A 19749-nucleotide genomic window follows, 5' to 3' on the forward strand; every position below is an offset into this window, starting at 1 on the left:
TCCTGACTCAGAAGTTGGAGATCACGGCGGTGAAGACGTCGTCGATGCTCCCGGCCTTGCGGGAGTCGTAGGCCGCGGCGTCCGTGGTCTGGGAGATCTTCTTGAGCGTCTCCAGGTCGGCGTCCGAGCCGTAGGCGATCGTGAACACGCGGACCGTGTCCTGCCCGGCCTCCGTGCGCAGCTTGGAGATCAGCGTGTTCAGCGAGATCGAGTTGTTGTCCTCGTTCTTGCCGTCCGTCAGGAAGACGACCGCGTTGATCGCGTCGCCCTGCCGGTGCGACATCACGTGCTGGTACGACGCGAGCGTGGTGTCGTACAGGCCGGTCCCGCCGTTCGGGATGAGGCCGTTCAGCTTGATCTCCAGGGTCTTCTTGTTGTTCTTGGCGATGGGGGCGAGTTCGAGGTAGTCCTTGCCGCCGCCCTGGTTGAGGGAGAACATCCACAGGCCGACCCGGTCGTTCGGACCGAACTGGGGCAGCGCGTTGATCGCGGCCTCGCGGGCGAGGTCGAGCTTGGTCTTGCCGGTCCCGGACACCTCGGCGCCCATCGAGCCGGAGGTGTCCATGACGATCAGCACGTTGGCCGGCTTGCGCAGCTGGGCCCAGCTCTTGAGCGTCTTGTCCAGCACGTTCGGGATCGGGACGCTGAGCGTGGTCGCGGGCTGCTTCGGGTCCAGCCCGTTCGCGGCGGAGATCAGCTCACCCGGCTTGCCGTCGGCCGAGCGGAAGGCGTACGACGCGAACTTCTTCTGCTGCTCGTCCTCGTGGAGGAACTTCAGGAAGTCGAGCGCGGCGGCGCGCTTCTCGTCGCCCGCCCAGGACAGCACCGCGTACGGGTTGTCCGAGAAGAGCGTGCCCTCCTTGGGATAGATCGCCACCAGCGGCACCTTCGGCTTCGGGTGGTCGCCGAGGGTCTTCGGGTCGCCGCTCGGGTTGCCCTGGTTGTAGTCCCAGACCGACTTCTCCTCGACGGTCACGGCCGAGATGTACGACATCGCCGCGCCCTGGTCGTCGGCGTGCTGGAGGTTCGCGAGGAAGGTGAGCGTGGTGTCGCCGTAGTGGACGATCGACCGCTCGACGCCCTGGACGAACCGCCGGGTGGCGGGGTCGGAGACGTTCTTCTCCGACAGGTCGCCGGAGAGGCCGGTGGCCGCGAAGTACGCGCCGACGGTGGCGTTCAGGCCGGCGGTCGAGAACTCGGGGTTGGTCTTGCCGAGCCGGAACGGCCCCCACTCGGGGTGGCCGTACTTCGCCCAGCCCTTGGGGTCGTTGGCGAGGTCGAGGATGTTCGACCAGCCGAGCTGCTTGCCCGGCCAGCCGAGCGCCTGCGCCATCGGCTTGGGCATGGCGATGACGAGCGGGGTCGTGGCGAGCGACGGGTTGTCCCCGGAGACGATCTGCCCCTTGTCCGCCCCCTCGGCGCGCTGCTGCAGCAGGGTGATCCAGCCGGTGCCGGCCGGGGTCCACACGTCCGGCTTCGGGCCGTCCTGCTCGGTGTTCCAGCCCCGGGCGAGGGCCTGCATCGCGCCGCCGGACGGCTTGGACGTGACCACCACGTCCACGCAGCGGCCGCCGACCTTGCGGCCGTTGTAGCGGTTCGCCATCTCCCGGAGCAGCTCGGCCTTCTCGCTGGAGGCGGCGACCGTCACGGACGTGCCGCCGTCGCCGCAGGCGAGCTTCTGACCGGTGCCGTCGCCGCCCCCGTCGCCACCGCCCCCGCCGAAGCTCACGTCCCCGCCGAAGAAGAGCTTCAGTCCGACGATCAGGGCGCCCGCGAGGACGATCGCGACGATGAACGGAGCGAAGCTGCGACGTCGCCTCGGCTGCTGGGGCTGGTACACGCGTCCTCCGTGGGGGAAGGCGGGCCACGACCTCGATCCGGCGGTTGAGGTCGCTGCCTATGCTGACGAACGGCGAACTACGTTAGTTGCAGATCGTCTCGGGGGGCTAACCCGCTTCGACCGATTTGGTCACCGACAACGCGGCACGCGTGACGTCAGCCGCGGGCCACCCGGCCGTGGATCAGCTCGACCAGCGTGGCGTGGACTTCCTCCAGCGGGCGCTCGGGACGCAGCACCCGCCGCTCGATCGAGACCGTCAGCACCATGCCGAACAGCGCGGTCGCCGCGGTCCCGGTGTCGAAGTCCGCGCGCAGCTCCCCGGCGGCGACCGCGTCCGCGAGGATGCGCTCGTAGACGCCGAGCGCGTCCTCGCGGAGCCGCACGACCGCGTCCTGCCAGGCCGTGCGCCACATCTCGCCGAACAGCACGCGGGCGAACGGCCCGTACTCGTCGAGGAAGCGGAGCTGCGCCAGCACGACCGCGTCGAGCCGGGCCAGCGGGGCGGCCGGCCCGCCCGCCGCCTCGGCCGCCTCCGCCAGGGACGTGCTGAGCCGCCCGATCCCGTGGTCGAGCAGGGCGGCGAACAGGGCGTCCTTGCTGCCGAAGTTGTAGAACACGGTGCCCTTGGCCACACCCGCCCGCTCGGCGATGGCGTCGACCGTCGTGCCGGAGAACCCCTGCTCGGCGATCAGTTCGACCGCCGACCGGAAGAGCCGGTTCCTGGTGTCCTCGCGGGTCACAGCGCCAGCTCCGGCTTGAGCCTGCGCATGGTCCAGGTACGGCCATTGCGCACCGCGAGCATGGTCAGCGCGAGGCCGGCGACGACGAAGAGGGAAAGCACTCCGCAAGCCTGCCACACGATGATCGTGTCGCCGCCACTGATCAGCCGCCGCATCCCCGCGACCACCCAGCTCATCGGCAGCCAGGGGGAGATGGTCTGGAAGAACCCGGGCGAGGTCTCGATCGGGTACGTCCCGGCGGCCGAGGTGAGCTGCAGCATCAGCAGCGCCAGCACCAGCACCCGTCCGGGCGGCCCGACGAGCGCGTTCACCGCCTGCACGATCGCGAGGAAAGCCGCCACCGTGAGCAGCAGGAACGCGGCCGCGCCGGCCCAGTGCCGCGCCTCCATGCCCAGGCCGAACCGCAGTACGGCGAGCAGCACCGCGACCTGCAGCGCGCCCATCGCCACGCCGGGCAGCCAGCCCGCGAGGGCCGTGCGCCAGGCCGGGGCGGAGCCGGCGAGCATCCGCGGGTTGACCGGCCGCAGCACCATGTACGTCACCATCGCCCCGACCCACAGCGCGAGCGGCAGGAAGAACGGCGCGAAGCCGGTGCCGTAGTTGGGCACCTCGTTGTCCACCTCGGTGGACACCCGCACCGGCTCGCTCATCACCTCGGTACGGCTGTCGCGCTCGCCGGCGCCGTAGGAGGGGATCTGCGCCGCGCCGTCGCCGAGCTTGGCGGCCAGCTCGCCGGAGCCGTCGGCCAGCTCGCCCAGGCCCGAGCCGAGCTGGCCGGCGCCGCCGCGCAGCTCGCCGATGCCGTCGCCGAGCTTGCCCGCCCCGGAGGCGAGCGTGCCGAGACCGGCGGTCAGCTGCTTGGCGCCGCTGTCGAGCCGGCGCAGGCCGTCCGACAGGGTGCCCGCGCCGCCGCGCAGCTCGCCGACGCCGCCGGCGAGCGAGGTGGCCCCCTTCAACGCCTTTCCGGTGCCGTCGTGCAGGTCGGAGGCGCCCTTGGCGAGCTGCTTGAGCCCGGAGTCCAGAGTGTTGAAGTCGTCCTTGGCTTTCTCCAGCCTGCCGCCGAGAGCGGGCGCGGCGTCGGCGAGCGCGCGGGCGTCGGACGCGAGGGCGCGGGCCTTCGCGGCGAGGTCGTCCACCGCGCTGGACTGGGCGGCGACCTTGTCCCGCAGGCGGCCGGCCGTGCTCGCCAGCTCGCCCGCCGAGCCGGACGCGCTGCCGACGAGGGAGCGCAGCTCCGGGTCGGCGTCGGGGTGGCTGTTCAGCCACCGCTCGACCGCCCTCAGGTCGCGCTGCGCCTGCCCGGCCTGGTTCCGCACGGAGTCGGGCAGGTCGCCGAGCGCGTTCGCGATCGTGTCGGCGCCCTTCGCGACAGACAGCGCCGCCGACCGGATGGCCGGGCCGTTCTCCTTCAGGATCGGCACGTACTTGTCCGCCGCCTGGTTGATCTTCGGGGCCAGCGCGTGCACGTTCTCGTACGCCTGCCGGTTGCCCTCGGCGAGCTTCGCCGCGCCCTTGTCGAGGGCGGCCAGGCCGCCGCGCAGCTCGCCCACGCCCTTGCCGGCCGTGGCCAGGCCGCCCGCCAGCTTGGTCGATCCCTTGTACGCCTCGCCAAGGCCCCGGGCCAGCGTGCCCGAGCCGTCCTGGAGCGTGGTCGCGCCGGTGGAGAGCTTGCGCACGGCGGTCTGCGCGCTGCCGAGTCCCTTGTCCAGCTTGATCGCGCCCTTCTGGGCGGTCGTGGAGCCGTCGTGGAGCTGGTCGGCGCCGTCGGCCGCCTTCGCGGTCGCGTCGTGCAGGTCGGCGAAGGACAGGAAGATCTGGTCGAGGTACCCCTTGACCGCGGTGCGGTCGGCCGCCGCCTTCACCTCGTCGAACACGGCGTCGGAGATGGTTCGCATGATGTAGCTGCGCCCGGTGTCGACGCGGACGCCGAGCAGGGCCGGGCGCGGCTGCCCGTCGCCGGACGGCGAGGTGAGGTTGGCGCTGAAGTCGCGCGGGATCGTCAGCGACAGGTAGTACGTGCCGTCGCGCATGCCCTGATCGGCGCCGGCGGTGTCCGTGCGGTGCCAGGAGAAGACCTCGCGCTCTTCGAGCTCGCGGGCCAGGTCGCGCCCGGCGTCGACGGTCTTGCCGTCCGTGATCGCCGGCTGGTCCTCGACCACGAGGGCGACGGGGATGTTCTTCAGGTTGCCCTGCGGGTCCCAGAACGACCACAGGTAGAGCCCGGCGTACAGCAGGGGCAGCATGACGACGCCCACCAGCGCGGCCCGGGTCAGCCGGGACCGGGTGAACCGGCGCAGCTCGAGTCGGCCGAGGTGCAGGGGGAGCGGCTTCACGGGGGAGATCCTCACGAAAGTTCTGTGACGGTGTCGGCGTGGCGCCCGGCGAGGGCCGGGCCGGTGCAGGCGGCGACGACGGTGAGGCCGGCGCTGGAGAGGTCGCGCAGGGTCCGCCAGAGCTCGTCGCCGCGTTCCTCGGGGAGCCCGAGGTCGAGGTCGTCGACCAGGAGCAGGCCCGGCCGGTCGAGCAGGGCGAGCGCGATCCCGAGACGGACCGCCTGGTCGCGGGTCAGCGCCCGGACCAGGGCGCGCTCGCCGCCGGGCAGGGCGGACAGGTCGAGCCCGGCCTCCGCGAGCGCCTCCTCGGCGGAGCGGGTGAGCCGCCTGCGCCACGGCGGGCCCCACGGCCCGAGCCGCTCGTGCAGGTGCTCGCGTACGGACAGCGCGCCGTCGAGGTCGTTCACGTCGGAGATCAGGCCGAGCGCGGCGATCCGCTGGATGCGCCGGATCGCGCTCTGCCCGCCGACGGACAGCGAGCCGGAGGAGGGTTTCATCCGCCCGGCGAGGGTCAGCAGGAGCGCAGTGCGCCCGCTGCCCGCCGCCCCCACGACGGCGGCCAGGCTGCCCGGTTCCACCGTGAGGGACACGCCGGAGTAGACCGGCCCGTGCTCGCCCTTCAGCGTGAGGTCCTTCGCCACGACCTCGACACCCGGGAACACCACGGTCCTGCCTCCTCGCGAATCGATCTATTAAACTGACCAGTCAGTACAAATCGGGACCCATCATACGCCCACACGAAAAACGGCCGTGCGGCCCCCGGGGATGGGGACCGCACGGCCGTTTTACGTGCGGGAAGCGCCGTCAGGCGCCGTAGCTCGCCAGGAAGAGCGCCTCGGTGGCGATGACCTTGCGCAACTCTTCGACGACCAGCCGCTCGTTCGGGGCGTGGATCGACGCCTCGCCGTCCTCGGCGCCGTACAGCAGGATCTCGGCCTCGGGGAACAGCGCGGCCAGCTTGGCGACCAGCGGGATCGAGCCGCCCTGGCCCACGTCCCGCGGCGGACGGCCGAAGGCCCGCTCCATCGCCGTGCTGACGGCGGCCCGCGCCCGGCCGCCGCCGCCGGCCAGGAAGCCGGAGCCGGTGACGAGGTCGTCGAACGTCACCTCGGCACCCCACGGCGCGACCTTCTGGAGGAAGCCGGTCACGTCGTCGAGCGCCGTCTTCGGGTCGCCGCCGGGCGGGATCCGGACCGTGACCCGGGCCCGCGCCGTCGGCTGCACCGCGTTGACGGCGCCCGACACGGTTGGCACGTCCAACCCGGTGACCGTGATCGCGTACGACGCGCAGAGGCGGTCGGCCAGCGAGCCGGAACCGACCAGCGAGACGCCGTCGAGCACGCCCGCCGTGGCGCGGAACTCCTCCTCGGTCTCGTCCGAGTCGCCCTCGAACGTGCCCTGCGGCAGGCCGGGGACGCGCACGTCGCCCCGCTCGTCGTGCAGCGCGGACAGCATCCGCATGAGGGCGGTGAGGGCGTCCGGGGCGGCGCCGCCGAACGCGCCGCTGTGCACGGCCTCGCGCAGGGTGCGCACTTCCACGGTGAAGGCGGCCATCCCGCGCAGCGTCGTCGTCAGGGCCGGGTCGCCCACGCGCGGGTTGCCGCAGTCGGCGACCACGATCGCGTCGGCCCGGACCAGCTCGGGGTTGGCCTCGACGAAGTCCTCCAGGCGCTCCCCGGCGTACTCCTCCTGGCCCTCGACGATGACCTTGACGCCGACCGGGAAGTCACCCCCGAACGCGCGCAGCGCCGCCACGTGCGCGATCACGCCGCTCTTGTCGTCGGCGGTGCCCCTGCCGTACAGCGCGCCGTCGATCAGCGTCGGCTCGAACGGCGGGGTACGCCACAGGGCGAGGTCGCCCGCCGGCTGCACGTCGTAGTGCGCGTACAGCAGCACGGTGGGCGCGCCGGGCGGGGCGGGCGCCTCCGCGTACACGGCGGGGAAGCTGCCCTCGACCGGGATCTGACGCACGTGCGGCAGGCCCGCCTCGCGCAGCAGCTCCTCGGTCAGCGCCGCGGCGGCGAGCACCGGCTCGTCGGGGTGGCCGGGGAACGCCACGGACGGGATGGCGGCGAGTCGCGTGAGATCCTCCACGGCCCGCGGCATGCCGGCCTCGACGGCGCTCTCGATCTCTTCAGGTGTCATGCGGTCCCCTCTCCGACCCCTTTGTCGGCTGTGTCTAGTGCGCTTCATTGCACCACACCGCCGATGCGGGTCAGAGGTGAGCAAGGTCGGGCTTGTCCGGTAATGGCATCACGGATTTCGTTGTTCTTGCCTGATGGCGTCACGGATTTCGAGGTCCATGCACATTGCGGCCACGCAATCACTTGGCTTTTGCCGCTTCTACGTGCAGACTGAAGCGAGCACCAGATCACCCTAGGGAAGGTTGCGATGACGGACCCCGACGTTCTCAAGGCCGCACAGGACAACCTGTGGATGCACTTCACCCGGCACAGCGCGTATCAGGACGCCGAAGTGCCGATGATCGTCAAGGGTGAGGGCGCGTATGTCTACGACATCCACGGCCGGCGCTACCTTGACGGCTTGGCCGGACTCTTCGTTGTCCAGGTCGGACACGGCCGCGAGGAGCTCGCGGAGGCGGCGGCGAAGCAGGCGCGCGAGCTGGCGTTCTTCCCGCTGTGGTCCTACGCCCACCCGAAGGCCGCCGAGCTGGCGCACCGGATCGCCGAGCTGACCCCGGGCGACCTCAACCGCGTCTTCTTCACCACCGGCGGCGGCGAGGCCGTCGAGTCCGCGTGGAAGCTGGCCAAGCAGTACTTCAAGATTCAGGGCAAGCCGCTGAAGACCAAGGTCGTCAGCCGCGCCATCGCCTACCACGGCACCCCGCAGGGCGCGCTGTCCATCACCGGCATCCCCGCGCTCAAGCAGGTCTTCGAGCCCCTCGTGCCCGGCGCCATCAAGGTGCCGAACACCAACATCTACCGCGCCGACGAGATCACCGGCTTCCCCGGCTCGGACAAGGACCCCGAGGCGTTCGGCCGCTGGGCCGCCGAAGAGGTCGGCCGGGCCATCGAGATGGAGGGCCCCGACACCGTCGCCGCCGTCTTCGTCGAGCCGGTCCAGAACGCCGGCGGCTGCTTCCCGCCGCCGCCCGGATACTTCCGCCGCCTGCGCGAGATCTGCGACCAGTACGACGTGCTCCTCGTCTCCGACGAGGTCATCTGCGCCTTCGGTCGTCTCGGCACGATGTTCGGCGGCCAGAAGTTCGACTACGTGCCCGACATCATCACCTGCGCCAAGGGCCTGACCAGCGGCTACGCCCCGATCGGCGCGATGATCGCCTCCGAGCGGCTGTTCGAGCCGTTCAAGAACGGCACCGAGACGTTCGCGCACGGTTACACCTTCGGCGGCCACCCGGTCGCCTCGGCGGTCGCCCTGGCCAACCTCGACATCTTCGAGCGCGAGGACCTGCTCGGCCACGTCACCGCCAACGAGCCGGTCTTCCGTGCCACGCTGGAGAAGCTGCTCGACCTGCCGATCGTCGGCGACGTCCGCGGCTCGGGCTACTTCTACGGAATCGAGCTCGTCAAGGACAAGTCGACCAAGGAGACGTTCAACGAGGACGAGTCCGAGCGGCTGCTGCGCGGCTTCCTCTCCAAGGCTCTTTACGACGCGGGCCTCTACTGCCGCGCCGACGACCGCGGCGACCCGGTGGTGCAGCTCGCGCCGCCCCTGATCTGTGGCCCGAAGGAGTTCGACGAGATCGAGGGGATCCTCCGCTCGGTGCTCACGGAGGCCTGGGCCCGGCTATGAAACCGTGACCCTATGAAGGGAACCAGCGCATGAAAATCGGAGTGCCTGCCGAGGTCAAGAACCACGAGTACCGCGTCGCCGCCACCCCCGCGGGAGTTCACGAACTCATCCGCCACGGCCACGACGTTCTCGTACAGCGTGGTGCCGGCCTCGGCTCGCACATCACCGACGAGGAATACCTCGCCGCCGGAGCCAAGATCATCGACACCGCCGACGTCGTCTGGGGCGAGTCGGAGATGATCCTCAAGGTCAAGGAACCGGTCGCGGAGGAGTACCACCGCCTCCGCGAGGACCAGGTGCTCTTCACCTACCTCCACCTCGCCGCCTCCCGCCCCTGCACCGACGCGTTGCTCTCCGCCAAGACGACGGCCATCGCGTACGAGACGGTGCAGGTCGGGAACGGCCTGCCGCTGCTCGCGCCGATGTCGGAGGTGGCGGGGCGGCTCGCCCCGCAGGTCGGCGCGTACTACCTGATGCGGTTCAACGGCGGGCGGGGCGTCCTGCCCGGCGGCGTCCCCGGTGTCTCGCCGGCGAAGGTCGTCGTCATCGGCGGCGGCGTCTCCGGTCTCAACGCCGCCCAGATCGCCGTGGGCATGGGCGCCGACGTGACCGTGCTCGACATCAGCATCGACCGGCTCCGCTTCATCGACGCCATCTACCAGGGCCGTCTCAAGACCGTCGTGTCCAGCGCGTACGCGATCCAGCGGGCGGTGCTGGACGCCGACCTCGTCATCGGCGCCGTCCTCATCCCGGGAGCCAAGGCGCCGACGCTCGTGTCCAACGACCTCGTCTCCCGGATGAAGCCGGGATCGGTGCTCGTGGACATCGCCATCGACCAGGGCGGCTGCTTCGAGGACTCCCGTCCCACCACACACGCCGAGCCGACATTCCCGGTCCACCAGTCCGTCTTCTACTGCGTGGCCAACATGCCCGGCTCGGTGGCGAACACCTCGACGTACGCCCTGACCAACGCCACGCTGCCCTACGCCGTCAAGCTCGCCGATCTCGGCTGGCGTGAGGCGCTGCGCGGTGACCCAGCCCTCCAGTTCGGACTCAACACTCACGCCGGCCGGATCACCAGCGAGCCGGTGGCGGTGGCGCACGGCCTGCCGCTCACCCGGGTCGCGGAAGTACTCGCCACCTGATCCACACCTGATCGCCCGTCGCGCGGTGTCTCGGGGGACACCGCGCATGAATCAGATGAAGCGGATGAACCCGGCGTACATCCCCATGCCGCACGCGTAGCGCAGGTCGCCCGTCCCGCGCGGCGGCAGCCGTACGGCGTCCTGGCCGGTCACGGGCAGCACGACGTCGTGACCGTCGACGGTGACGGTGCGGGTGCAGCCGTAGTTGTCCCGCGTGCGGAAGACGATCTCCAGGGGCAGGCCGGCCCGGGCCGTGACGATGCCCGGCCGGAACCCGCGCTCGGTCGCCCAGATCGTGATCCGCTGGACACCGTCGGGCCCGGCCGACGCCGCCGGGACCGAATCGGCCCGCGCGGCGGGACCCGCGCCGGGCAGCCATCCGCCCAGGCTGAGCCCGGACGCGACGGTGAAGAGCCCGGCGGCCAGCGCCGCCACCGCGGCCAGTACGGCCAGCCGGGACGAGGCGAGGCGGCGCAGCAGCAGTCCGAGCGCGGCGAGGGCCGGGGCCGTGCCGAGGGCGAACCCGGCCAGCGCCGCCGCGCCGGCGAACGCCGACCCGCTGGAGACGGCGGCGACCTCCATGGTGATCGTCACGCCGCAGGGCACGAGCAGCGTGGCCGTGCCGAGCGCGAGGCCACGCCGTACGGGTGACCGCGTCGCCCGACTCGGCGCGGCCGCCGGGATGTCGTGGCCGCCCGAGCAACCGGAGCATCGCGTGGGGTCATCGCATGTCGCGCATCCCGTGCGCTCCGCGCATTCCGTGCGCTCCGCGCTTGCGGAGCGTCCCTGGGGACCGCCGACGCAGGCGACGCCGCCGCGACGGCGCAGGAGCCGGACCGCGTGGACGGCGACCATGAGCCCGGCGCCGACGAGCAGCACCGCGCGCACGGACGCGCCCAGCCGTACGGCCGAGCCGGCCAGGCCGAGCAGCCCGCCGAGGAGTGTGTGGGCGGCCAGCCGTCCGGTGAGGAACGCCCCCACCGCCGCCGTGTTGGCCCCGGCCTCGGTCGTCGTGCCGATGGAGGGCCCGGCGCGCGCGGACGGCCCGGAGCGCGTACTCGTCGGCCTGACCAGGCCGACGAGCAAACCCCCCTGGACCGCCGCGCACGAGGCGGTGCCCGCCGCGAGCCCGCTCGCGAAGAGGGCGGCCGGGCCCACGCTCAGGTGACGAGCGCCAGATCGTCCAGGCTGCCGTTCCTCGCGGCCTCGACGATCGAGCCGAACTGATCGAGGCTCATCTCCACCCGCTGTCCGAAGTCGTCGGTGATCACGACCTGGCGCTCCGGGGGCGCGGAGGAGTCGACGAAGAGCTCGGGGCAGCCGCAGTCGCAGTTGCCGCAAAAGCGCGCGATTGACCTCACATGGTCCTCCCTGGGCTTTGGCCTACGTGCGCAACCTAACGTCGCCGACCCCTGACGACCAGTAACAATTGAGTGGCTTCGTCAGGACATCACCCGGCCGCCCGCGACCGTCGATCGCCTCCTTGGTGAGCCAGGGTGGCGCGTCCGAGGCGAGGGGCGGCGTCGCGTTCGCCACGTCGTCCGGCGTGCCGAGGCGGCGCGGCGGGTGCATCCGCGGAGCGGAGCGTCCCCGCCTACCGTTCCGGTGGCGTTTCCCCCCGGCTCCGCCGTACTCCCGTAGTCGCGCGCCTTGTCGCACAGAGTTATGTAATCTGACCATGTGTGACTTCGTGCAGCTCTAGGCTGGTGCTCCCCATTCCCAAAGGAGCACCATGAGTCGCCTTGCCGCCTTCCTCGACGAGGCCGATGTGGAACCGGCGCAAAGCAGGCAGGGCATCTATCTTGTCGCGGCGGCTGTGGTGGAAGACGCTGAGGCGAACCTGCTGAGGGCCTTCCTTCGATCGCTGGTTCAACCTGAGGACATCGACCCCAAGCATGGGTTCGGCAGATTGCACGTGTCCAGGATCAAGGACAAGCAGCGCAAGGCGCGGATCGTGGCGACCCTTGGGATGTTGCGCGGAGTCACCTTTTGGTTGGGATGTTGTACCGGATATCGGGATCCCAAGGAGCGCGAGCACGTCCGCCGACTCGTTCTCGACGACCTACTGCCGTGGTTGGCCAAGGCGGGAGCCGAGCAGATCACCATCGAGCAGCGAGAGGACGCCGCCCTCCGCGCGGCCGATATGCGGACGATCGCGCACCTGCGGTCTGCCGGTCACCTTACGGACGTCGCCGTACATCAGGCGCCGCCGTCCGCGGATCCACTGCTGTGGGTGGCCGACGCATGCGCAGCGGCTTGGCGGCGTGCCTTCGTGGAGGAAAAGAGCAACTGGTCGAGCTGGTACGAGACGCACACGGCACTCGTCGATGTCGCGTACGAGAAGCGAAAAGGCCGCTGAAACGCGCCGAGCCGGGCTCCCGGCTGTGCGGGGGTTCCCGGCTCCACGTCTTCCGTGTCCCGTTGGGACCGGCTCGATACAAGGGTCACGGATTGGTGGCGGAATGTCAACCGACAGTGATGAAACAGCGGGTGGCGCCCGCCCTGTGCGGCGTGGCCGGGGTCGTCGGGACGCGGGTCGAGTCGCACAGCCAGGAGGAGCCCGGCGACGAGGTACGGCCGTGGCCGATGTCCGAGGGCTGTCCGACGGGGAGATCGGCCGCCGGCTTCACCTCGCCGAGGGCAGCGTCAAGACGTACATGAGCACGATCCTGAGCCGCCTCGGGGTGCGCAACCGCGTGGAGGCGGCGCTCATCGCCTATGAGTCCCGACCGACGGACGCGTCCGCGCGTCGGTGAGCAGGACGCGCAGGGCGGCCGTGCGCCGGGCCCATCCGGCCAGCGACGTCACCGGCACCGCCAGGACCAGCATGATCAGGGGAGCGGCGATCGCGCCCAGGAGCATGCCCGCGAGGACGTCGTGCGGGAAGTGAACGCCGACGAAGACCCGGGAGAACGCGCCCAGCACGGCCAGGATCGCCACGTACGGCAGGGTGCGGCGCCAGGCGACGACCAGGGCGGCCGCGGCTCCGGCGACGAGCGTCGAGTGGTTGCTCGGCAGCGACCAGTCCCCCAGCGGAGGGCACTGCGCGATGGTGACGACGCCGGACACGAGCCGGCAGGGGCGGTCCTCCTGGATGAACGTCTTGATCACCTCGCTGCCCACGTAGGCCGCCACCATCGCCACGGGCGCGAGCAACGCCAGGGCCATCGCGCGGTCGTCCCGCTTCCTGGCCCGCCACCACGCGCCCAGGAAGAGCGCGGCGAAGACGAAGAGCACCGCGTCCGTGCCGACCTCGACGAACGTCTGGAACCAATGGGGGGTTTGTCCGGCGAAATCCACGACGTCCCGGTACAGCTCCACGCTGACGTCAGGGATGTCGTCCAACTTCGGATCCATACTGTTCTCCGTGCCGTAACCGATCGTTAACTGATCACAGGACAGTACGGCCATTCGCGAGTGCATGCGTTCATCCGAGGTCGCGGATCGGGGTTGACCTTGTCAATCCGCGCGAGTTCCGATCGTTCCGGATCTGCCCGTCCGGCGTCGCCGGATGCCGACCGGGCCGGGACATCCGGTCGTTCCGGATCTGCCCCGACGGTGTCGCCGGATGTCAGAGCCAGCCGGGCCGGACCAGGCCCGACTCGTACGCGATCACGACGAGCTGGGCGCGGTCGCGGGCGCGGAGCTTCATCATCGTGCGGCTCACGTGGGTCTTCGCGGTCGCCGGGGACATGTACAGCCGGGCCGCGATCTCGTCGTTCGTCATGCCGGTGCCGACCAGGGCGAGGACCTCGCGCTCCCGTTCGGTGAGCACGCCCAGCTCGCGCGCCGTGCCCGGCGACTTCGACCGGGCGGCGTACTCGGAGATGAGGCGGCGGGTCACGCCCGGCGACAGCAGTGCGTCTCCGGAGGCGACCACGCGCACGGCCTGGATCAGCTCGGCGGGCTCGGTGTCCTTGACCAGGAAGCCGCTCGCGCCGTTCCGCAGGGCTTCGAAGACGTATTCGTCGAGCTCGAACGTCGTCAGCATGATGATCCGGGTGGCGTCCAGGGCGGGGTCCGCCCCGATGGTCTTCGTCGCGGTCAGGCCGTCCACGCCGGGCATCCGGATGTCCATCAGCACCACGTCGGGACGCAGCTCGCGCGCGAGGTCCACGGCCTGCGCGCCGTCGCCGGCCTCGCCCACCACGGTCATGCCGTCCTGGGCGTTGAGCAGCGCACGGAACCCGGCCCGGACCAGGGCCTGGTCGTCGGCGAGCACGATCCTGATCACTTGGTCTCCTCGGCGGGTAGAGGGAGGGTGGCGGTCACGCGGAAACCACCCTCGGGGCGCGGACCGGCCGTCAGCGACCCGCCGAGGGTGGCGACCCGCTCGCGCATGCCGGGGATGCCGTTTCCGCCGCCCAGTCCGTGTACGGCTGTCGCCGCGCCCGTGCCGTCGTCCTCGACGATGATGGCCAGATCGTCCGGGCCGTACGTGACCCGGAGGGCGACCCGGGAGCCGGGTGCGTGCCGGGTGATGTTGGTGAGGGACTCCTGGACGATCCGGTACCCGGCGCGGTTCACCCCCGCGGGCAGCGGCCGGACGTCGCCGTCGATCGTGACCGTCACCGGCAGGCCGCTGTTCTCGACCAGCTCGTCCAGCCGGTCCATCCCGGCGGTGGGGGAGCGCGGCGCGCCGTCCCGCAGGAGGCTCAGCACGCCGCGCATCTCGGTCAGCACGTCCTTGGACGCCTGCTTGATCGTGGCGAGGGCGGTGCGCGCCTGCTCGGGGTGGTCGTCGATCAGGTGCAGTGCGGTGGACGCCTGGACGTGGATCAGCGAGATGTTGTGCGCGAGGACGTCGTGCAGTTCCTGGGCCATGCTGAGCCGTTCCTCGCTGGCCTGGCGCCTGGTCTCCTCGGCGGCGACGCGTTTCGCCTCGACCAGCCGCTCGCGCCGGGCCCGGGTGAATTCGGCGACGGTGAGGGTGAGCAGCAGGAACGCCGCGACCGCGGTGTGGTGGAACCAGCCCTGCGGCACCGGGATCAGCCAGGTGGCGTACGCGACGAAGAAGAGGTAGGTGACCCCGGAGGAGAGCCAGGCGGCCCGGCGGTGTCCGGAGATGACCGCCCAGAAGATCAGGATGATCGGGCTGATGAACACGTAGCCGTACGCGAAGTCCAGCAGCAGGTAGTCCCAGGTCGCGGCCAGCGTGACCCACAGCGCGACAACCGGCCACCTGCGGCGGACCGCGAGGGCGATCGGCCCGACCAGCAGGAGCAGGCACCCCCGCCAGTCCAGTGGTTCCCGGCCCAGCCTCTCGCTGACGAGCTGGAACTGCTGCACGTGGTACGTGCCGACGACCTGGGCGACGGCCACGGCGGGCGGCAGGGCCAGCCGTGCGATTCGCGACATTCGGAAGCGGGCGAGCACATGTGCACGGTAGCCAGTACCGCTGACGAGTTCATCCTCCCGGTGCGGGACCGGCCACTACGCCGACGGGAGTATCTACGCCTCGCCGGCGGCTCCGGAGGGCCGGATCCATTTGCCGGACCAGTCGATCAGGGCCTTGATGACGGGTTCGAGCTCCAGGCCTTTGTCGGTGAGGTGGTACTCCACGCGGACGGGGGAGCTGGGGATGACCCGCCGTTCGATGATCCCCTCGCCTTCGAGGCGGCGTAGCCGCTGGGCGAGCATGGTGTCGCTCACCCCGTCGATGAACTCCTTGATCTCGGCGTACCTGTGCCGCCCGGCGAAGACGGCCTGGATGATCGCGCCTGACCAGCGGGCCCCGATGAGCTCGACGGCGATGTGGAACCTGGAACAGGTCGAGTGCGCCTCGGTCATGTCCTCCCCAACTGTCCCGATCTCCCGGAAGATCCCCGGTTCCCCTCTGGAGCTCCGCGGTTCGCGTTCCGGTCTGATGATCGCTCGGCGCTCCCACGCTGTCGAGTCTGTTCCACCCTCGCCCGTGCGACGCTCCCCATGATAAGGAATTCTTAGTTGCTACGCTATGTTGAGTAGTCAAGTGTCCGTTATATTCCCTTAAGGAGCATTATGTCCAAGCCGATTCTGCAGATCATCGTGGCGAGCACCCGTCCCGGACGGGTCGGCCTCCCGGTGGCGGAGTGGTTCCGCGACCGCGCCGTCGCCAATGGCGCCTTCGAGGTCGAGATCGTGGACCTCGCCGAGGTGGACCTGCCGTTCATGAACGAGCCGCACCACCCCCGGCTCCGCCAGTACGTCCACCAGCACACCAAGGAGTGGAGTACGACGGTCGAGCGCGCCGACGCGTACGTGTTCGTGACCCCCGAGTACAACCACAGCTTCAACGCCGTGCTCAAGAACGCCCTCGACTACCTGCACGGCGAGTGGCAGTACAAGCCGGCCGGGTTCGTGAGCTACGGCGGCGTGTCCGCCGGCACCCGGGCCGTGCAGATGCTCAAGCAGGTCGTCTCCGGGCTGAAGATGCTGCCGGTCGTCGAGGCGGTGACCATCCCGTTCGTCCGCGAGTTCGTGGACGAGGACGGGCGCGTGCGGCCCAATGACGTCATGAACCAGGCCGCCGACGCGATGCTCGCCGAGATCGCCAGGACCGCCCCGGCCCTCGGGCACCTGCGTGGCCCCGAGGGCCGGTGATCCCGTAGCGGATCGCAGAGGACCACGGGCCGGAAGGGCGGTGGTTCCCCCGGTCCGGGCCGGGGGCCCCGGCCCGACGCGGACCCGCCATGGCGCTTTCTGACCCTCTCGGTCATGCTGGAGTGATCTACGGAGGTCACCCATGCGCATCACGGCACGCCGCGGCGCCCTCGCACCGCTCACCCTCGCCCTCGCCACCTCTGTCACTTCCCTCACCGGCCTCGTCGCCCCGCCCGCCCAGGCGACGCCGGAAGAGATCCGCACGTACGCGGCACCAGGCTGGGCGACCGGGAAAGTCCCGGTCGCCGAGGGGTACGGCGGCGCGGTCGCCACCGTCGATCTGGACGCCAGCAAGGCCGCGTTGAAGATCCTCAAACAGGGCGGCAACGCCATGGACGCCGCCGTCGCGGCGGCGGCCACGCTCGGCGTGACCGAGCCCTACTCGGCGGGCCTCGCCGGCGGCGGCTTCCTCGTCTACTACGACGCCCGGCGCAAAACCGTGTCCACGATCGACGGCAGGGAGACCGCGCCCCGGGCCATGACGGCCACCGCGTTCGAGGGCATCCCGTTCGCCGAGGCGGTGACCAGCGGGCTCTCGGCCGGCGTGCCCGGCAGCGTCGCGCAGTGGGATCTCGCGCTGCGCCGGTTCGGCACGCTCCCGCTCAGCCGCGCCCTGCAGCCCGCGATCGAGGTCGCCGCGCGCGGGTTCGTCGTCGACCAGACGTTCCACGACCAGACGGCCGACAACGCCGACCGGTTCAAGGACTTCCCCTCCACCGCCCGGATCTACCTGCCCGGAGGGCGCCCACCCGCCGTCGGGTCCGTCCTGCGCAACCCCGACCTCGCCGCGACGTACCGCGAGCTGGGCCGGCGCGGCCCCTCCTGGCTGTACGGCGGGGTGCTCGGCGCGGAGATCGTCGCCACGGTGAAGCGCCCGCCGGTCACGCCGGGCTCGACCCGCGTGGTGCGGCCCGGCCTGATGGAGCTCTCCGACCTGCGCGACTACCGCGCGGTCGAGCGCCCGCCCACACATGTCACGGTCAACGGGCTCGACGTGTACGGCATGGCGCCCCCGTCCTCGGGCGGCTCCACGGTCGGCGAGGCGCTCGGCATCCTGGCCGCGACGGGGGAGACCGCCACCGCCCCGCTGCACGCGTACCTGGAGGCGTCGCGGCTGGCGTTCGCCGACCGGAACGCGTTCGTCGGCGACCCCGCGTACGTGAACGTGCCGCTGGACGAGCTGCTGTCGGAGGGGTTCGCCAAGGAGCGGGCCTGCCTCATCGGCCCGGCCGCGCTGCCGGACCCGGCCCCGCCCGGCTCGCCCGACGGGACGTACGGCCCCTGCCCGGCGGCGTCCCCGGCGCAGGACGGCGGAGCCGCGGACAAGGGTGTACCGGACAAGGGAGCCCAGGAGAAGGGTGTTCAGGACAAGGGCGTTGAGGACAAGGGCGTTCAGGGGGAGAAGCCCGAGGGGCCGGAGACCACGCACCTCGTCGTGACCGACCGGTGGGGCGACGTCGTCGCGTACAACATCACCATCGAGCAGACCGGCGGCAACGGCATCGTGGTGCCCGGGCGCGGATTCCTGCTGAACAACCAGCTGACCGACTTCACGTTCGGCCCGGCTTCCGGTGACCCCAACCTGCCCGCTCCCGGCAAGCGGCCCCGCTCGTCGATGGCCCCCACGATCGTGTTCAAGGACGGCAAACCGCTGCTCGCGGTCGGTTCGCCGGGCGGCGCGACGATCATCACGACCGTGCTGCAGATCCTCGTCAACCGGTTCGACCTCGGGATGTCCCTGCCGGAGGCGGTCGCCGCGCCCCGGGCCTCGCAGCGCAACATCGCCGCGACCCAGGCCGAGCCCGCCTTCGTCGAGCGTTACGGTCCGGAGCTGACCGCGCGGGGCCACGCGTTCACCACGACGCCGGAGATCGGGGCCGCCACCGGGCTGGAGTTCCTGAGCGGCGGCCGGGTCCAGGCGGTCGCGGAGCCGGTGCGCCGCGGTGGCGGCAGCGCCCTGGTCGTGTCCCCGACCCGCTGACAGGACGGGTGCGCGGCGGGGTCGATCCGCCGCGCACCCGTCAGGCCGGGGCGGCGCGGACCTGACCGCTAGGACGCGTCGGGCGCGTACGGCGGCAGGCCGAGGTGCACGGAAATCACGCGGAGCAGGGCGTCGCGCATGCGGGTCCGCGTCATCCCGGCCACCTGGGTCGCCACCGCGATCTCCAGGCCGTCGATCTGGGTGAGGATCAGGTCGACGGTCTCGTCGACGTCCGAGGAGACCCGGAACACCCCGGCGGCCAGGCCCTCCTCGATCGCGGCCTTCATCGGGGCGCGCCAGCCGTCGTACTGCAGGCAGAAGAGGCGGCGCAGCTCCTTGTCCCTGGCCGACGCGGCGGCCATCTCCATGAAGGCGAGGCATCGGTTGCGGAAGCCGCGCGGCTGCGTGATGTACTCCACCAGTCCGAGGATGCGGTCCCACGGCTCGGCGTCCCGGGTGGCGATCTCCTCCAACCCCTGAACGACCTTGCCGGTGTGGTGGGCGAAGGCGGCCAGCATCAGGCCGTCACGGGTCTCGTAGTAGTGCTGCAGGGTTCCGATGGACACTCCGGCGCGCTTGGCGACGTCGCGGAGCCGTACCCGCTCGTAGCCCATCTCGGAGACCAGCTCGATGACGGAGGCCAGGATCCGGCCTCGTTGACCGTCGGTCCGCAACTGCAGTGCCGCGTCCACCCTTCGCCCCTTCTTCGCCCGGTCCTACGCGCAGGGCGACCTGGCGCGCCTGTCGCGCCGGTCGAACTATAGCCGTGGATCGCGCCTGAAAGGAACTGCAAAACCCCTATTGACAAGCACATGAAGGCCCTCTTCTAATAATGCGGTATTACCGGACGGGGTGCTCGGCCAGCGCCTTTCGGCAGCAGATGAGCGGTCCGGCGAGCGACTGATCCGGAGGGGGTCGATGGGCAAGACGATCGTGTGTCCGTGTCACGACGTGACTGTGGAGGACATCCGCGCCACGTACGCGGCGGGCTACACCCATCCCGAGACCCTCAAGCGGGCGACCGCGGCCTTCATGGGACCGTGCCAGGGCAAGCACTGCGCCGGCGCGGTGATGTCGCTGCTGCGCGAGCTGACCGGTGAGCCGGCGGGCGAGACGGCGGGCGAGACGGTGACCCGGCGCCCCACGGCGCGGCCGCCGCTGCGGCCCGTCGCCCTCGGCCTGCTCGCCGCCGCCGCGGAGGCCGGCCCAGAGATCGGCCCAGAGATCGGCCCAGAGATCGGCCCGGAGACCGGCGGGACCGGCGCCGTGGGCGCGACGACCGGGGGTGCCTGAG

Annotated in this window: 19 protein-coding genes; 7 read left to right on the forward strand and 12 right to left on the reverse strand. The window is 71.1% G+C overall.

Features of this window, described 5'->3' with window-relative positions:
* Positions 1 to 7 precede the first annotated feature (7 nt).
* The 5 genes from ACQP1V_RS08565 to ACQP1V_RS08585 all read right to left on the reverse strand — a co-directional run bounded on the left by ACQP1V_RS08565 (position 8) and on the right by ACQP1V_RS08585 (position 7058).
* Complete coding sequence (locus tag ACQP1V_RS08565; RefSeq protein ID WP_433420615.1) at positions 8 to 1840, reverse strand: extracellular solute-binding protein; 1833 nt, start codon at positions 1838 to 1840, stop codon at positions 8 to 10.
* Between the two features lie 155 nt (positions 1841 to 1995).
* Positions 1996 to 2580, reverse strand: coding sequence for a TetR/AcrR family transcriptional regulator (locus ACQP1V_RS08570; RefSeq protein ID WP_433420618.1), 585 nt, complete (start codon positions 2578 to 2580; stop codon positions 1996 to 1998).
* On the reverse strand, positions 2577 to 4913 hold the full coding sequence (locus ACQP1V_RS08575; protein WP_433420620.1) for a YhgE/Pip family protein: 2337 nt from the start codon (positions 4911 to 4913) through the stop codon (positions 2577 to 2579). The genes ACQP1V_RS08570 and ACQP1V_RS08575 overlap by 4 nt, the downstream gene beginning before the upstream one ends.
* 11 nt (positions 4914 to 4924) lie before the next feature.
* A complete protein-coding gene (locus ACQP1V_RS08580; RefSeq protein ID WP_387408561.1) occupies positions 4925 to 5578 on the reverse strand; it encodes an ATP-binding cassette domain-containing protein in 654 nt (217 codons plus the stop codon).
* A gap of 139 nt (positions 5579 to 5717) precedes the next feature.
* Complete coding sequence (locus tag ACQP1V_RS08585; RefSeq protein ID WP_387408562.1) at positions 5718 to 7058, reverse strand: M20/M25/M40 family metallo-hydrolase; 1341 nt, start codon at positions 7056 to 7058, stop codon at positions 5718 to 5720.
* Between the two features lie 246 nt (positions 7059 to 7304).
* On the opposite strand from ACQP1V_RS08585, the gene ACQP1V_RS08590 reads away from it, so the two are divergent.
* Together ACQP1V_RS08590 and ald are read left to right on the forward strand one after the other, a co-directional pair.
* Positions 7305 to 8687, forward strand: coding sequence for an aspartate aminotransferase family protein (locus ACQP1V_RS08590; RefSeq protein ID WP_433420624.1), 1383 nt, complete (start codon positions 7305 to 7307; stop codon positions 8685 to 8687).
* 29 nt (positions 8688 to 8716) lie between these two features.
* On the forward strand, positions 8717 to 9832 hold the full coding sequence (gene ald / locus ACQP1V_RS08595) for an alanine dehydrogenase (RefSeq protein ID WP_387408564.1): 1116 nt from the start codon (positions 8717 to 8719) through the stop codon (positions 9830 to 9832).
* Between the two features lie 51 nt (positions 9833 to 9883).
* On the opposite strand, the gene ACQP1V_RS08600 is transcribed toward ald, so the two are convergent.
* Both ACQP1V_RS08600 and ACQP1V_RS08605 read right to left on the reverse strand, forming a co-directional pair.
* Complete coding sequence (locus ACQP1V_RS08600; protein ID WP_433420627.1) at positions 9884 to 10990, reverse strand: urease accessory protein UreH domain-containing protein; 1107 nt, start codon at positions 10988 to 10990, stop codon at positions 9884 to 9886.
* Positions 10991 to 10992: 2 nt separating this feature from the next.
* Positions 10993 to 11193, reverse strand: a complete 201-nt coding sequence (locus tag ACQP1V_RS08605) for a hypothetical protein (RefSeq protein WP_067129145.1) — start codon at positions 11191 to 11193, stop codon at positions 10993 to 10995.
* Positions 11194 to 11564: 371 nt separating this feature from the next.
* Here ACQP1V_RS08605 and ACQP1V_RS08610 point away from each other — a divergent pair, with 371 nt between their 5' ends.
* Together ACQP1V_RS08610 and ACQP1V_RS08615 are read left to right on the forward strand one after the other, a co-directional pair.
* A complete protein-coding gene (locus ACQP1V_RS08610) occupies positions 11565 to 12191 on the forward strand; it encodes a hypothetical protein (RefSeq protein WP_433420630.1) in 627 nt (208 codons plus the stop codon).
* A gap of 220 nt (positions 12192 to 12411) precedes the next feature.
* Complete coding sequence (locus tag ACQP1V_RS08615; RefSeq protein WP_433420633.1) at positions 12412 to 12588, forward strand: response regulator transcription factor; 177 nt, start codon at positions 12412 to 12414, stop codon at positions 12586 to 12588.
* On the opposite strand, the gene ACQP1V_RS08620 is transcribed toward ACQP1V_RS08615, so the two are convergent.
* The 4 genes from ACQP1V_RS08620 to ACQP1V_RS08635 form a co-directional block, all read right to left on the reverse strand.
* On the reverse strand, positions 12542 to 13189 hold the full coding sequence (locus ACQP1V_RS08620; RefSeq protein ID WP_433420636.1) for a phosphatase PAP2 family protein: 648 nt from the start codon (positions 13187 to 13189) through the stop codon (positions 12542 to 12544). The genes ACQP1V_RS08615 and ACQP1V_RS08620 overlap by 47 nt on opposite strands.
* 214 nt (positions 13190 to 13403) lie before the next feature.
* Positions 13404 to 14066, reverse strand: a complete 663-nt coding sequence (locus tag ACQP1V_RS08625; RefSeq protein ID WP_387408569.1) for a response regulator — start codon at positions 14064 to 14066, stop codon at positions 13404 to 13406.
* A complete protein-coding gene (locus ACQP1V_RS08630; protein ID WP_433420640.1) occupies positions 14063 to 15190 on the reverse strand; it encodes a sensor histidine kinase in 1128 nt (375 codons plus the stop codon). The genes ACQP1V_RS08625 and ACQP1V_RS08630 overlap by 4 nt, the downstream gene beginning before the upstream one ends.
* Positions 15191 to 15283: 93 nt before the next feature.
* Positions 15284 to 15622, reverse strand: a complete 339-nt coding sequence (locus ACQP1V_RS08635) for a winged helix-turn-helix transcriptional regulator (RefSeq protein ID WP_433420643.1) — start codon at positions 15620 to 15622, stop codon at positions 15284 to 15286.
* Positions 15623 to 15832: 210 nt separating this feature from the next.
* Here ACQP1V_RS08635 and ACQP1V_RS08640 point away from each other — a divergent pair, with 210 nt between their 5' ends.
* A complete protein-coding gene (locus tag ACQP1V_RS08640) occupies positions 15833 to 16414 on the forward strand; it encodes an NADPH-dependent FMN reductase (RefSeq protein ID WP_433420646.1) in 582 nt (193 codons plus the stop codon).
* 142 nt (positions 16415 to 16556) lie between these two features.
* Complete coding sequence (locus tag ACQP1V_RS08645) at positions 16557 to 18455, forward strand: gamma-glutamyltransferase family protein (protein ID WP_433420649.1); 1899 nt, start codon at positions 16557 to 16559, stop codon at positions 18453 to 18455.
* Between the two features lie 68 nt (positions 18456 to 18523).
* Here the strand turns inward: ACQP1V_RS08645 and ACQP1V_RS08650 are convergent, their stop codons facing one another.
* On the reverse strand, positions 18524 to 19147 hold the full coding sequence (locus ACQP1V_RS08650) for a TetR/AcrR family transcriptional regulator (RefSeq protein WP_433420650.1): 624 nt from the start codon (positions 19145 to 19147) through the stop codon (positions 18524 to 18526).
* 226 nt (positions 19148 to 19373) lie between these two features.
* Between ACQP1V_RS08650 and ACQP1V_RS08655 the strand changes: the two genes are divergently transcribed.
* Positions 19374 to 19748 carry a (2Fe-2S)-binding protein gene (locus tag ACQP1V_RS08655; protein WP_433420653.1) on the forward strand — a complete coding sequence of 125 codons (375 nt, stop codon included), beginning with the start codon at positions 19374 to 19376 and terminating at the stop codon, positions 19746 to 19748.
* Position 19749: the final 1 nt, after the last annotated feature.

The sequence above is a fragment of the Microtetraspora malaysiensis genome (genome assembly GCF_050947145.1).
Taxonomy (GTDB): Bacteria; Actinomycetota; Actinomycetes; order Streptosporangiales; family Streptosporangiaceae; genus Microtetraspora_A; species Microtetraspora_A malaysiensis.

Excerpts from the sequence above, each read along its gene's own strand:
- ACQP1V_RS08585 (WP_387408562.1), bottom strand. The coding sequence starts at position 7,058 with ATGACACCTGAAGAGATCGAGAGCGCCGTCGAGGCCGGCATGCCGCGG.
- ACQP1V_RS08590 (WP_433420624.1), top strand. The coding sequence starts at position 7,305 with ATGACGGACCCCGACGTTCTCAAGGCCGCACAGGACAACCTGTGGATG.
- ald (WP_387408564.1), top strand. The coding sequence starts at position 8,717 with ATGAAAATCGGAGTGCCTGCCGAGGTCAAGAACCACGAGTACCGCGTC.
- ACQP1V_RS08610 (WP_433420630.1), top strand. The coding sequence starts at position 11,565 with ATGAGTCGCCTTGCCGCCTTCCTCGACGAGGCCGATGTGGAACCGGCG.
- ACQP1V_RS08620 (WP_433420636.1), bottom strand. The coding sequence starts at position 13,189 with ATGGATCCGAAGTTGGACGACATCCCTGACGTCAGCGTGGAGCTGTAC.
- ACQP1V_RS08630 (WP_433420640.1), bottom strand. The coding sequence starts at position 15,190 with ATGTCGCGAATCGCACGGCTGGCCCTGCCGCCCGCCGTGGCCGTCGCC.
- ACQP1V_RS08635 (WP_433420643.1), bottom strand. The coding sequence starts at position 15,622 with ATGACCGAGGCGCACTCGACCTGTTCCAGGTTCCACATCGCCGTCGAG.
- ACQP1V_RS08640 (WP_433420646.1), top strand. The coding sequence starts at position 15,833 with ATGTCCAAGCCGATTCTGCAGATCATCGTGGCGAGCACCCGTCCCGGA.
- ACQP1V_RS08645 (WP_433420649.1), top strand. The coding sequence starts at position 16,557 with ATGCGCATCACGGCACGCCGCGGCGCCCTCGCACCGCTCACCCTCGCC.
- ACQP1V_RS08655 (WP_433420653.1), top strand. The coding sequence starts at position 19,374 with ATGGGCAAGACGATCGTGTGTCCGTGTCACGACGTGACTGTGGAGGAC.